Genomic DNA, 12,918 nt, shown 5'->3' with positions numbered 1-12,918 from the left:
TGCAAAGATAAGGCAATTATTACAGCTGCAATCCCATGAAGCTTTTGGTTTCTAAATGAATGAATAAACTTAATCGATCCCAGTTTGAAAAAAATACTTTTACTAAGTGACACTCACAATCATATAGACGACAGAATCCTCCACTACGCTGGTGAGGCTGATGAAATTTGGCACGCGGGCGATATTGGAAATGTTGGCGTTACTGATGAACTTAAGAAGATAAATCCTGTAATTGCTGTTTACGGAAATATAGATAATGCTGAAGTAAGGAAAGAATTCCAATTAAACCAGCGTTTTATGTGCGAAGATGTAGATGTATGGATCACACATATAGGTGGTTATCCTAAAAACTACTCCCCGGCAATAAGGGAGGAAATAAAAAGAAATCCGCCAAAATTATTTATCTGCGGACATTCCCATATCCTGAAAGTAATGAACGACAAGGACCTGAGATTGCTTCACATGAATCCCGGAGCCGCAGGTAAACAGGGCTTCCACAAGAAAAGGACGATGCTTCGGTTTAAAATTGAAAAAGAAAAGATCCTTGATCTTGAGGTTATTGAACTGGAATAAAATTTACTTCAGAAAAAGAAAAAATTCAGCAGCAGAATTTTGACGATGACCTGAAAATGGCAATTTTCGATCTTTATTATTAGACCTCACAGGTCTTTGAGACCTGTGAGGTCTGCTGATATAGAGTAATTCAGCAGACAATAAAAATCAAAAAACCCGAAGCTTTCACTTCGGGTTTTTCTACGCACTAATACTACTAAGATGATAGGCTTATCGTAATCGGTCCACAGATTTTACGAGATTTTCATCCTTTTTTATAGCCTTATTGGCCAGCACTAAAAAAACGATAGAAATTATCGGAAGAAACATCCCAATACCCTTCTCTGAGATATCTTGCTCTCCAGGTACATTTAGCAACCAATAAACAAACACTCCTAGTAAAAAAAAATTTAATAATATATTCAGGCGGCCCAGTACAAACTGCAGCTTTCTGTTTCTAAACATAAAAATACTTACCAAAGATAATGCACCTGATAAAAGGAACATTATAAATACCATTAGTTCATCTTCGGCATAAACCGTTTCTCCAATGGAATTTTCCCAAAGATAAAAAACAAATATTAATCCAAGGCTAACTATAGCCGCTAAAAAAAGATAAACCGTTTGTATGCGTTGTAGCATGATAACATCTAAATTTGACTGACAAAAATAAAGATTCTTTTCAGAAAACCTGTTTAAAAATTAAAATAAAGTCGTATTATTGCAGGAACATTTCGTAACCAATTCAAAACAGGTTACTTAAGACTCCAAAAATATTTTCGATTCTTCCCGGAGAAGTTAAATCAATCCAAACAAACTTATTCGTAATTATTCATGTTTGAAATTTCAGAATTAAAAGCTAAGAAACTTCCTGAGCTTCAGGAGATAGCTAAAACCTTAAATGTCCCAAAGTTCAGAAGCCTAAAAAAACTTGATCTTGTATACCAAATATTAGATTACCAGGCTTCAAACCCGGCGAAAGTAAAGGAGGTTCTAACAGAGGAAAACGAAGCACCCGCATCGCCTTCTTCATCATCAGATAATAAACCAAAGAAAGCTAAAGGCGGAAAAATTGGAAGTAATAAAAAGCCTCCGAGAAAGCAGGAAAAATCTTCGGCTCCTGAAGAAAATAAAACTTCCGACGAAAAACCTGAAACACCTTCACATTCTAATAAATCAAATTCTGATAAGCCTCAGAATACTCATAAAAACCAATCCAAGAGCAATACGCAAAAGGATTCAAAAGATGAGAAAAACACTCCTAAAGGTAACAAACCAAACCCGAGGGACAACAAAAAGGATTCAAGAGGGAAAAAGGACCACAACAACAACTCTGGAAACAGGGACAACAATAACTCTGGAAACAGAGACCACAACAGCAGGGACAATAACAATTCCAATTCTGGAAAAAACAGCGGAAACCGCGACAGTAGAAACCGTTACCGTGAACCAGATTACGAATTTGACGCTATTATAGAGAGCGAAGGTGTTCTTGATATTATGCAGGATAATTATGGATTTTTAAGATCTTCAGATTATAATTATCTTACTTCTCCTGATGATATTTATGTTTCACAATCGCAAATTAGACTTTTCGGTTTAAAAACCGGGGACACTGTTCTTGGGCAGATTCGCCCTCCAAAAGAAGGAGAAAAATATTTTCCGCTTATAAAAATCAGTAAAATTAATGGTCTTGATCCCCAGGTTGTTCGGGACCGGGTTTCTTTCGAGCATTTAACTCCACTTTTTCCTACAGAAAAATACAATATTGCTGAAAAGCAAAGTAGTATCTCTACCAGGATCATGGATCTTTTCGCTCCTATCGGAAAAGGACAACGTGGTATGATCGTTTCCCAGCCAAAAACTGGAAAAACAATGCTCCTTAAGGATATTGCCAATGCGATAGCTGCCAATCATCCTGAAGTTTACCAGATCGTATTGCTTATTGATGAGCGTCCTGAAGAGGTTACAGATATGCAGCGCAACGTAAAAGGAGAAGTTGTAGCTTCTACTTTCGATAAAGAGGCTCATGAGCACGTTAGAGTAGCAAATATCGTCCTGGAAAAAGCAAAAAGACTTGTAGAGTGTGGTCATGATGTAGTAATCCTTCTGGACTCTATTACACGTCTTGCCCGTGCATATAATACCGTACAACCTGCCAGTGGTAAGGTTTTAAGCGGTGGTGTGGATGCTAACGCTTTGCACAAACCAAAACGTTTCTTTGGTGCTGCCCGTAACATCGAGAATGGCGGATCTTTATCTATTATTGCAACCGCCCTTACAGAGACAGGTTCCAAAATGGATGAAGTAATTTTTGAAGAGTTTAAAGGAACCGGTAACATGGAACTTCAGCTGGACAGAAGAATCTCTAACAGAAGAATTTTCCCTGCCATCGACCTTATTTCTTCAAGCACACGCCGTGATGACCTCTTGCTGGACGAAGCTACGATACAACGTATGTGGGTATTGCGTAAATATCTTGCCGATATGAACCCTATCGAAGCTATGGAGTTTATCAACGACAGGATAAAACAAACGAAGAACAACGAAGAGTTTTTGATCTCAATGAATGGGTAAGATTTTCTTCTGAAGATATGCAACCGGGCAGAAATGTCCGGTTTTTTTATTCCCGAAAATTTGAGTTATCGCTCGTTTGTAATGTTTTAAAGTGAAGCATAAAAATTGGCAATTTTCGACCTACACTTCAAAATAGCTATTAATCGCCTTTAAAATGTTTGCGGGTAAATCGTTTCAGGTCAATTTCCGGAGAAAGTTCCTTGTTATCCTCAATCATTTCTACAAGTTCCTTAGACACACTGGGCGCAATAAGTACACCACGGCTACCAAAACCGTTGCAGCAGTAGAAATTTGCGATTTTTGGATGCCGGCCTACCAGCGGCTTCCTATCTGCTGTAGAAGGTCGTATTCCTGCTACCTGATCTATTACTTCATACTTACAGGAAATTATTTTATTAAGTTGGCTCATCAACTTCTCCCTTGCATCCACTGTAGGTGATGGTGTTTTATCCACATTATCATATGTGGCTCCTACTTTATAGAGATCATTACCCATAGGCATAATAAACACTGAAGATTTAACCGCTTTATCCAACTTCAATTCTTCTGAAAATATGGTTATATACTCACCTTTGTTGCCATGAAGGGGCAGATAATTAAAAAAGGGATTTCTCTTTAATCCGAAGCCATCGCAAAAAATAATGTTTCTAGCTTTTTCTCCTTTATAGCTTACATGATTAGCTTCGGTAATAATCTGATTATAATCGAATCTTTCATATTTAAGAACATCCCTTTTTTCCAGATCGTTCCGGTATTCATTTAACAAAATTTCAGTATCTATGTTGCCGGTACTGGAAACTCTTCCAAAGGAGTAATCTGCATAGACATGAGGATTTATTTCCTTAATTAACTGGGTATCCAGAAAATTCCCCAAACCGGGCTTGTCAGCCGCATCGAACCAGTTATTTTGTTCCTCGGCTGAATTAAATCTTCGATAGATATCCCAGAAATAAAGAAGCTTTACCCCATATTTTTCCTCAAATTGCTGATAAAAGGGAATAGCCATTTTCAATTGTTCATCTGCATTCCAGGCAAGAGTAAACCTTTTAAGAATTACTGGATTAAAAATACCTCCTGCCACAAGGGAAGATTTCTGAGACAAATTTTCGTACACCCTGAAGGACTTGTTTCTCTTGCCGAGATGCGATGTAACTGCGAGTCCGCTAAGACCTAAACCTACTATGATATAGTCTAACATCCTATAAAAGTAAAAAAAGAAAATTTCTTTAACTGTAATCAATAAAAAAACCGTCTAAAATAATTTTAAACGGCTTCTCTATATTTTTAGAAATGATCGATGCTTAATAATTCCACATATCCTGTTCAAAATTGCGGATTTGTTCTTTTATACGCTCTGATTCGAGAAGTTGCATGAATGCATTTTGAGGAATATATTCATCAATTTCACGATCACCCTGTACATTATCTTCTTTATAAATTATACCATTAAATCTCCTGGAATTTAATAGATGATCAAAAGAAAGATCCTGAGCTGTATTGGCACCATTATATGCTTTAGCTTCATGAAGGGCTTTCCTAGCATCTGGATAAAAAACCCAAAAAAGCTCTACCAAATCGGTCTGACCTGAATCGATAAAGTTCACATCGGGTGCTACCGGTGCAATTCCAAGTATACGGTACCTAAGCTCAGCCTGTTTTTTGTCGAAATACCAAAGACCACGAATGTGATATTCAGCAATATCTGCAGAACCTAAATCCCGACGATCAATAAACTGCTCATCCACTTCTTCCCCGGCATTGTATTGTTCAATACCAAGATCTGTAGTATCCACTTTTGATATAGTAGCACTTATATCCTTTAGAGTCCGCTTCTCATTAAAATAAGAATCGGCATAAATATTTGTAATATCACCATTTTTTATGCTGGCTATAAGAACATCGTAAAGAGAGCGCCGGTTATTGCCAATATTGTTGGTATCTATTGGATAGTAATAGGGAAAATTAACCCTTTCATCCAGATCCATTATCTCCCACACATTTTTAGACCACAGTATATCCCTGTCTCCAACATATCCATACTCCAACGGCTCGTTATTTTGCTCAACAAGTTTTTGAGCCTCCGTTTTTTGACCAATTTCTTCGGGGGTATCTGCGTTTAAGATATTAGCCTGACCGTAAGATGCCCCGGCAAGAAGCATCATAAAGCCTCCAAATAAATGTCCTCTCCAGCTCATTGTTTTTAGTTTTTTTTTAATTTGTCAGCTCAATCACAACAGGAGCTACCTTTTTAAGCTTATAATCGGAATTACCTGCTAAAGATGCCTGAATATCAAAAATTTGTACAGACTCACCTCTTCCGGCTCTTCTTAAAGCAGATTGTGCCCTGTCGTCCAACCTATTACCATTGACCCTGATAGTTGGTTGTCCAGGTACTTTTAAACTGAAACCTGTAACATTAAGGTCAAGATCGAAATCAAAATCTGGTAATGCTGCTCCAACAGTAGCAATTTCGAGACTGTTTCTCTGCATCGAAACAGATCCATCTTCCCCACGGATCGTTCCAACCGGTCTTGGAATATCTTTTACCCGAAAAGTTTCACTCGACGGATAACTTTCACCATCTATAGTTCCGGTCACATTAATTTCTACCTCCCTTTGCTGAAGATTAGTAACATTAATTACGTAGCTACTACCAGAAACCCTGGATAATCCTGGCGCATTAGCACTAATTTGATTATCTGGCACCCCAGGCATTGAAATTGTAAGCGGGTTCTGTACACCACGATAAAGAACATTCATTTTATCTGCAGATATTACAGCAGAATTAGGTTTAGGAATTACAGAAAATTCCGAAGACACATTTACAGGCACTTCTTCACCTTCTTGCATAAAAACCAATTGTCCCTCAAGCTTGTGCTGACCTGCACTACCTGCAGGAACATTTAAAACAACTCTCCCGCCGTCTATAGTATAATCTGACTCATCTAAGGGCCTACCATCCAGAGTAAGCTCCACTCTGTTTGGTTTTGTAGTAGGGTCTGTTCTACCCAAAACAATTGCTCCATTAAATTGCTCTCCCTGATAATAGGCAGATTTCGGAGTTTGAAGTAAAGTAGAATAGTTTGTCATAGAAACTTCGCTCTGCAACTGTCCTGAAAGCATAGCAGATAAAATCTGATTTTCTGTGGTCTTAATGTCAGACTGAATTTGTGTTAATTGCGTAAGAGAAGCCACTAAAGGAAAACCTTCAAATTTATATTTTAGCCAATCCACATTCGCTCCATCCACATTTTGCTCTTCTGTGGCAAAATCATTTCTCACTTTCTCCGCAATTTCAGAAAACTCTTCACCAAGAATTCCGGCAACAGTTTCCCTGTAATTATCTATTCTATCGACAAATTCCTGTCCTCTCGGACTTATCCTTCCACTTTGGAAAAACATTTCATCAAGCTGGCCAGATTGATCCATAGCTTCATAATCCTGAGGATTTTCCATGTCGGCCACAAGTTCATTTTTTATTTCCTGTATATAAGAATCAAGGCTTGAGGAAAGCGAATCTATACGTTCTGCTTTTGCTACCAAAGGTTCATACTTTGCAGGCTGCTCACTTACTTTTTCCTCTAGTCCAGCCATAAATGCGCTGTTACGCAGCTCAGTCAGGTTATTGGATTCACTTAATTTTTCATTCATTAATCCAAAGGCAGTTAATACTTCTTTGGACATATTCAAGGCCATCATTGCGATGAAAACCAAATACATTAGGTTTATCATCTTCTGCCTTGGGGATTGTTTTCCAGATGCCATATTTTATTTTTATGTTTTGATAAAGATTGATTTGGGGATGGACATCTTATTAACCAGCAACTCTTCCTGTACCGTTCATAGCAGTTAACATACCACCATATACGTTGTTTAAAGATGACATGTTTGCTGTTAAAGCATCCATTTCCTCTTTCAATCTCCCTGCATTTTCTGCCACAGCTTTGTTAACCTCGGCCTGTTTTGAAGCAGACTCAACCTGTGCTTTGTAGATATTGTTTAGTGTCTCCATTTGTGAAGCAGCTACACTTAATTCTTCACTATATTTCTTTTGAGAAGCCATAGAATCAACTGTTGGAGCAATACCTTTGGCCGCACCTTCAAAATTTCGGATGCTTTCTCCAAGACTAGACATTAAATTTGCATCTAATTTAGCCTCCTTAAGCATATTATCAAGTTTCTTGGAAAGTAATCCATCTGCTTCCTTTTCTTCTTCTATAACAGCAGTATTTCTGGTTTGAGCCGGCCCTCCTGCCAATTCGGGATAAACTAATGCCCAGTCAAGATCATCGTCGACAGGTTCAAATGCAGAATACGCAAAGACTAATGCTTCTACTACCAAACCGGCGATAAGCATTGGGTTACCTCCGGGCCAGTGCATAATTTTAAATAATGCACCTAGTATTACAACAGATGCACCTAAACCGTACACCATGTTAGTTATCTTCTTAGTAGATTTTGAGTTTGCCATAATTTTTTATAATAATTAAATTCTTGTAAATAGGTTAAGGTTCGAAATTGAGTTAAATGATTTTCTATCTGTTGGTTTGATTCAGAGTTACATCTGTTCCCAAATAATCCTGTACAGTTCTAAATCCAATATAGCTCCTTGCAGAATCTGCATATTCATAATCTCTGGAGCTGACTTGCAGGAAGTATGCCACATCTTTCCAGGAACCGCCACGAACTACTTTTCGCATATCATCAGGATTATTGACAGAAGGATTCATAGAAGACATGTATTCATAAGAAATAGGATCGTAAGAAGAATAAACCCACTCTCCAACATTACCAGCCATATTATACAGCCCATAATCGTTTGGATCATAGGATTTGGCTTCAACAGTATAAAGAGCCTGATCTGCTGCGTAATCTCCCCGAAGAGGTTTGAAGTTAGCCATAAAGCAACCCCTGTCGTTTTTGGCATATGGACCACCCCAGGGATAAGTAGCTCCTTCCAATCCACCGCGTGCAGCATATTCCCACTCTCCCTCTGTTGGTAATCGATACGTTGGCACATTCTCCAAATCCTTTTCCTGGCGGAACTCGTTATGATAAATAGTTCTCCACTGAGCAAAAGCCCTCGCCTGTTTCCAGGAAACCCCTACAACAGGATAGTCATCAAAAGCACTATGCCAGAAGTAATCATTGTGCATAGGCTCATTATAGGAATAATTAAAATCTTTTATCCACACTGTGGTATCAGGATATATTGCGAGTTCTTCAGTTTTAATGAAATCACTACGACTTGCAGATTCGGAACGTGCAGCAGCCTGAATATCCATCCAGGAGTATTTAAATTTTAACTTTTTAACATCGATAGTCCTTTGCCCATTATAAACCTCATCTAAAGGAATATACATAGAGTCCATTACCTCTGCATAATAAACATCGGGATAATCTTCTGTAGAAGTATAAAGATCTACATCCTTATTCAACCTTCTGTTTTCATAGGTGTCACCAGGGCCACCAGTGCCATAAGCATTTAACATGTACTCTTCATAAGGAGTCATATCTTCTGGATCTGAATCAGCAAAAGCAAATTCTCCAATACCTCCGTCACCAGGAACAGCGCCTTCCATTTCAGCCATTATTGCCAGTCGCACCCGAATGATAGAATCCTTTACATAGTTTACAAACTGGCGATATTCAGCATTTGTAATTTCTGTTTCATCCATATAAAATGAGCGCACAGTAACCGTTTTTGGCGGTGCATTTCTTTGGTCGGCAATATCATCATCAGATTTTCCCATGATAAACGCACCTCCCGGAATCAATGTCATACCATACGGTTTTTCCGGATTCCACTTTCTCCCTTCCGCACCTACTAACTGACCGCGATCGCTTCGACCACAACCAACAAGCAAGGTTAGAACAGCAACTAGCGAAATAAACTTCTTCATAATTTTCTCCTGGGTTAAGACAATTGGTTTACGGCGGTAAACCTATCTATTTATTTTATAAAAAACAATATTTTCAATAAAAATACAGTAAAACTAATTAATGGTTTAAGTATTTCTAAATTTCATTTTTCCTCTTGGCTTTATACCATCTTTCAGGAATAATCTGATTACAGGCTTCGAGATAATCCCCTTCACTGCAAGGTAATAACGTATGTCTTTTTAATTTAGTATTTACGTTCACAGGAAATGGTATTTCTATCCACCATCGCCCACTTAAGGGGCTTTTAAAGAAGACCAACACCTCATCGTCTATAGGAACCTGATATTTAACAAACTCGTTTTTAGCTGAAACAGTATTCTCATTTGTTCGGTAATTCACTCCTTCAATAAAGTACCACAATATTTGCGCTACCAGCATATTTCCAATAGATCTATAATCTGCAGAATACTCATAGATACCAAAAGAGGAAACCTTATCACTTATTCCCGCATATCTTGCCAATGCACATATTTCCTTACCATCAAAGCCGTTTGGAGAGTTATGATACCCACCGCCTAACACAGTTGCATTTATTGCTCCCAAATCCATGCCAACTAAGTTTGCGTCCCTCATTATAGGCTCAATATTTGAAATATTTGAAGTGACTTCACCCAGCCTGTAGGCATCAAAAAACAGCCGCTCCATCAACTCAATTTCATTCTGAGAATTAAAGTATGTCTGATAGCCGACACTGGAATAATTAAATAAATTATAAGGTTTATTAACGACGATTTTTCCTACATATGATTCGCTAGAAATCGGATGATCTGCATCACCAAGATCAAATTTGCTGTCAATATTGACCAAATTCACCATTTGGTCGAGTTTATCGTAGGCCCGGTACTGTGCATATATCAAATCCTGGCTTCCTCCCAAAATTACCGGAATAATACCTTTTTTGATCAACTGGGCCAATATAGTCTGCAAAGCAAAATAGGTATCCTCAACTTCTGCTCCTTTTTCAATATCTCCCAGGTCGGCAATTTTTATGTGCCAGTTTCCGGGAAACAACCGGTAAAAGGAAGAACGGATGTTATTAAAATGCAAAAACTCATCCACACCGGCAGATCTCCTGTTTTCCTTCACACCTACTATAGCAATCTGCACATCTTCAAGATCGGGAATGCCAGACCTGGAAGAGTGGACTTTTATATTGTTGCCTACACTCTGCTTATCTAAACTTGTGATTTCGTCCAGCAAATCTTCACTTACCGGCTTCAGAAAATCAAGATCCATACGCTACTTCTTTTTCGTAGTTTTCTTCTTAGCCGTCGTTTTCTTTTTAGCCGCAGACTTTTTCTTTGCAGGTTTTTTCTTTTTGGATTTCTTATCCAGAATATCCTTCACCTCTTCCAGCGTAAGCTTTTCGGCATCAACAGTTTTTGGCAGCTCTATCTTTGTTTTTCCTTTAATAACATTAGATCTTCCCCATCTGGCTTTTTCCACACGAATCCCTTCGTCTTCCCAGTTATGGATCACCTTTTCCCGCTCTTTCTTCTTTTTATCTTCAATAAGAGCTTCAATATCTTCTGCGGAAAGATTATCAAAATCGTATTTTTTATTAACGTTAATGAAAATACCATTCCACTTTAAATAAGGACCAAAACGTCCCACTCCTTTTTGAACCGGAAGATCTTCATAGGTGTAAATTGGGGCATCAGCCTTTTCTTTTTCCTTTACAAGCTCCATCGCGCGGTCAAAATCCACATTTAGCGGATCTTCTCCTTTTTCCAGTGAGACGAACTTTTTCCCGAACCTTACATACGGACCATATCGCCCATTGTTCACTTCTACGTTCTCTCCTTTATATTCCCCCAATTTCTTCGGAAGTTGAAAAAGATCCATCGCCTCTTCATAGGTAACCGAATCTAATGTCTGGTCCGGACCTAAACTTGCAAACTTTGGTTTTTCATCATCTTCCACAGAACCAATTTGTACCATAGGTCCAAATTTGCCCAATCTCACACTTACCGGCTTGCCAGTTTCAGGATCTTCACCAAGGATGCGCTCTCCAACTTCGCGATCGGCATTCTTTGCAACATCCTGCACATGTGGATGGAAATCTTTGTAGAATTCCTTCATCATATGCGTCCATTCCTCGTTCCCTTCAGCTATATCATCAAAATTCTGCTCCACTTTCGCGGTAAAATTATAATCGAGAATATTTGAAAAGTGATTTACAAGAAAATCATTGACCACCATCCCTGTCGCAGTAGGTACAAGTTTGCCCTTGTCACTACCAACGGTCTCGGTTAATTTTTCTTCAGATATCTTATTCTGCTTCAGAAACAGCTGTGCATAATCACGCTCATTTCCGTCTACAGAGCCTTTATCTATGTATTTCCTATTCTGAATCGTAGAAATAGTAGGAGCGTATGTGGACGGACGGCCAATACCTAATTCTTCAAGCTTTTTAACCAAAGAAGCTTCCGTATACCTGTATGGTGGACGGGTAAATCTTTCGGTGGCCGAAATATATTCGTTCTCAAGACTTTCGTTTTGCTTAAGAGCAGGCAACATTCCGCTTTGCTCCTCATCTTCTTCATCAGATCCTTCTAAATATACCTTTAGAAATCCATCGAATTTAAGAACCTCACCATTTGCTGTAAACTGCTTATCATGTTTATCTGCTTCAATCTTAACATTGGTACGTTCCAGTTGTGCTTCACTCATCTGTGAAGCAATCGCCCTTTTCCAGATAAGTTCATAAAGCCGCTGCTGATCCCTATCTGCATTTACAGAATGATTCTCAAAACTTGTGGGACGTATCGCCTCATGCGCTTCCTGTGCTCCTTTCGATTTTCCTTTGAACTGTCGCGACTTTGCATATTTTTCCCCATAAGCCTTTAAAATCTCCTTTTTAGCTCCTTTTCTTGCATCATCAGAAAGGTTTACGCTATCGGTCCTCATATAAGTGATATGACCGGCTTCGTACAGGCGCTGCGCCATAGTCATCGTCTTACTTACAGAGAAATAAAGTTTTCTGGAAGCCTCCTGTTGCAGAGTAGACGTGGTAAATGGTGGTGCCGGAGATTTCTTTGCCGGCTTAGTAGTAAGATCTGCTACTTTAAATTTTGCTTCTAAATTTTGCTCCAGAAATTTGCGCGCTTCCTCTTTTGTATTAAAGTTCTTCGGAATTTTAGCTTTAAATGTTTTACCCTCTTCCGTAGAAAATTCGGCATCAATTCTATAAGAAGCTTCAGGGGTAAATTCTGTAATTTCACGTTCGCGCTCTACAATTAATCTAACCGCAACGCTCTGAACACGACCTGCCGATAGCCCGCCTTTTACCTTCCTCCATAAAACCGGAGAAAGCTCGTAACCCACCAGCCTGTCCAGCACGCGTCTTGCCTGTTGCGCGTTTACAAGGTTATAATCTATATCACGCGGATTATCAATAGCTTTTAAAATAGCCGATTTAGTAATTTCGTGAAAAACAATTCGTTTCGTTTTAGCTTTATCAAGTTTCAGTTCTTCTGCCAAGTGCCAGGCAATCGCTTCTCCTTCACGATCTTCATCACTCGCCAGCCATACCATACCTGCATCCTTCGCCAAACCTTTTAGCTTGCGGACTACATCTTTTTTGTCCTTAGAAACTATATATTTAGGTGTAAAATCCCCTTCTGTGTCTACCCCAAGTTCTTTTGTGGGTAAATCTGCAATATGTCCAAAGCTTGAGGCTACTTTAAAATCCTTACCCAAAAATTTTTCAATGGTTTTGGCTTTGGCAGGAGACTCCACAATCACTAAATTCTTTGTCATAAATCAAATATTTATTCGTGCAAAAGTATATCAATTTTTTTTTAACCAGATAAATCTTCACAATAAACCCTCTTAAAACATTTT

At 38.6% G+C, this 12,918-nt stretch carries 10 protein-coding genes; 2 read left to right on the top strand and 8 right to left on the bottom strand.

The genetic code is table 11. The features are described from left to right. Positions 1 to 84 precede the first annotated feature (84 nt). Positions 85 to 573, top strand: coding sequence for a metallophosphoesterase family protein (locus tag RM545_RS08580; protein WP_311494911.1), 489 nt, complete (start codon positions 85 to 87; stop codon positions 571 to 573). A 210-nt stretch (positions 574 to 783) separates the two neighbouring features. Here RM545_RS08580 and RM545_RS08575 read toward each other — a convergent pair whose 3' ends face one another. Continuing rightward, a complete protein-coding gene (locus RM545_RS08575) occupies positions 784 to 1,194 on the bottom strand; it encodes a DUF4293 domain-containing protein (RefSeq protein WP_311494910.1) in 411 nt (136 codons plus the stop codon). A 192-nt stretch (positions 1,195 to 1,386) separates the two neighbouring features. On the opposite strand from RM545_RS08575, the gene rho reads away from it, so the two are divergent. Next, on the top strand, positions 1,387 to 3,129 hold the full coding sequence (gene rho, locus RM545_RS08570; protein WP_311494909.1) for a transcription termination factor Rho: 1,743 nt from the start codon (positions 1,387 to 1,389) through the stop codon (positions 3,127 to 3,129). 139 nt (positions 3,130 to 3,268) lie between these two features. Here the strand turns inward: rho and RM545_RS08565 are convergent, their stop codons facing one another. The 7 genes from RM545_RS08565 to topA form a co-directional block, all read right to left on the bottom strand. Then, positions 3,269 to 4,327 carry an NAD(P)/FAD-dependent oxidoreductase gene (locus RM545_RS08565; protein ID WP_311494908.1) on the bottom strand — a complete coding sequence of 353 codons (1,059 nt, stop codon included), beginning with the start codon at positions 4,325 to 4,327 and terminating at the stop codon, positions 3,269 to 3,271. A gap of 103 nt (positions 4,328 to 4,430) precedes the next feature. Next, positions 4,431 to 5,324: a type IX secretion system ring subunit PorN/GldN gene (gene porN, locus RM545_RS08560; protein ID WP_311494907.1), complete on the bottom strand. Its 894-nt coding sequence runs from the start codon at positions 5,322 to 5,324 to the stop codon at positions 4,431 to 4,433. Positions 5,325 to 5,340: 16 nt separating this feature from the next. After that, positions 5,341 to 6,894, bottom strand: a complete 1,554-nt coding sequence (gene porM, locus RM545_RS08555) for a type IX secretion system motor protein PorM/GldM (protein ID WP_311494906.1) — start codon at positions 6,892 to 6,894, stop codon at positions 5,341 to 5,343. 49 nt (positions 6,895 to 6,943) lie between these two features. Further along, a complete protein-coding gene (gene porL, locus RM545_RS08550) occupies positions 6,944 to 7,600 on the bottom strand; it encodes a type IX secretion system motor protein PorL/GldL (protein WP_311494905.1) in 657 nt (218 codons plus the stop codon). A 64-nt stretch (positions 7,601 to 7,664) separates the two neighbouring features. Then, on the bottom strand, positions 7,665 to 9,032 hold the full coding sequence (gene porK / locus RM545_RS08545; protein ID WP_311494904.1) for a T9SS ring complex lipoprotein PorK/GldK: 1,368 nt from the start codon (positions 9,030 to 9,032) through the stop codon (positions 7,665 to 7,667). 115 nt (positions 9,033 to 9,147) lie between these two features. After that, entirely contained in the window at positions 9,148 to 10,308 is a 1,161-nt protein-coding gene (locus RM545_RS08540; RefSeq protein ID WP_311494903.1) for a formimidoylglutamase, read from the bottom strand. Between the two features lie 3 nt (positions 10,309 to 10,311). Continuing rightward, positions 10,312 to 12,834: a type I DNA topoisomerase gene (gene topA, locus RM545_RS08535; RefSeq protein WP_311494902.1), complete on the bottom strand. Its 2,523-nt coding sequence runs from the start codon at positions 12,832 to 12,834 to the stop codon at positions 10,312 to 10,314. Positions 12,835 to 12,918: the final 84 nt, after the last annotated feature.

The organism is Autumnicola lenta, assembly GCF_031846515.1.
Classification (GTDB): Bacteria; Bacteroidota; Bacteroidia; order Flavobacteriales; family Flavobacteriaceae; genus Autumnicola; species Autumnicola lenta.
Note: the sequence above shows the minus strand (reverse complement) of the source record. Positions and strands in the feature narration are given on the sequence as shown.

Bases quoted from the DNA above. Each gene is read 5' to 3' on its own strand.
- RM545_RS08575 (WP_311494910.1), bottom strand. From the start codon at position 1,194: ATGCTACAACGCATACAAACGGTTTATCTTTTTTTAGCGGCTATAGTT.
- rho (WP_311494909.1), top strand. From the start codon at position 1,387: ATGTTTGAAATTTCAGAATTAAAAGCTAAGAAACTTCCTGAGCTTCAG.
- RM545_RS08565 (WP_311494908.1), bottom strand. From the start codon at position 4,327: ATGTTAGACTATATCATAGTAGGTTTAGGTCTTAGCGGACTCGCAGTT.
- porN (WP_311494907.1), bottom strand. From the start codon at position 5,324: ATGAGCTGGAGAGGACATTTATTTGGAGGCTTTATGATGCTTCTTGCC.
- porM (WP_311494906.1), bottom strand. From the start codon at position 6,894: ATGGCATCTGGAAAACAATCCCCAAGGCAGAAGATGATAAACCTAATG.
- porL (WP_311494905.1), bottom strand. From the start codon at position 7,600: ATGGCAAACTCAAAATCTACTAAGAAGATAACTAACATGGTGTACGGT.
- porK (WP_311494904.1), bottom strand. From the start codon at position 9,032: ATGAAGAAGTTTATTTCGCTAGTTGCTGTTCTAACCTTGCTTGTTGGT.
- RM545_RS08540 (WP_311494903.1), bottom strand. From the start codon at position 10,308: ATGGATCTTGATTTTCTGAAGCCGGTAAGTGAAGATTTGCTGGACGAA.
- topA (WP_311494902.1), bottom strand. From the start codon at position 12,834: ATGACAAAGAATTTAGTGATTGTGGAGTCTCCTGCCAAAGCCAAAACC.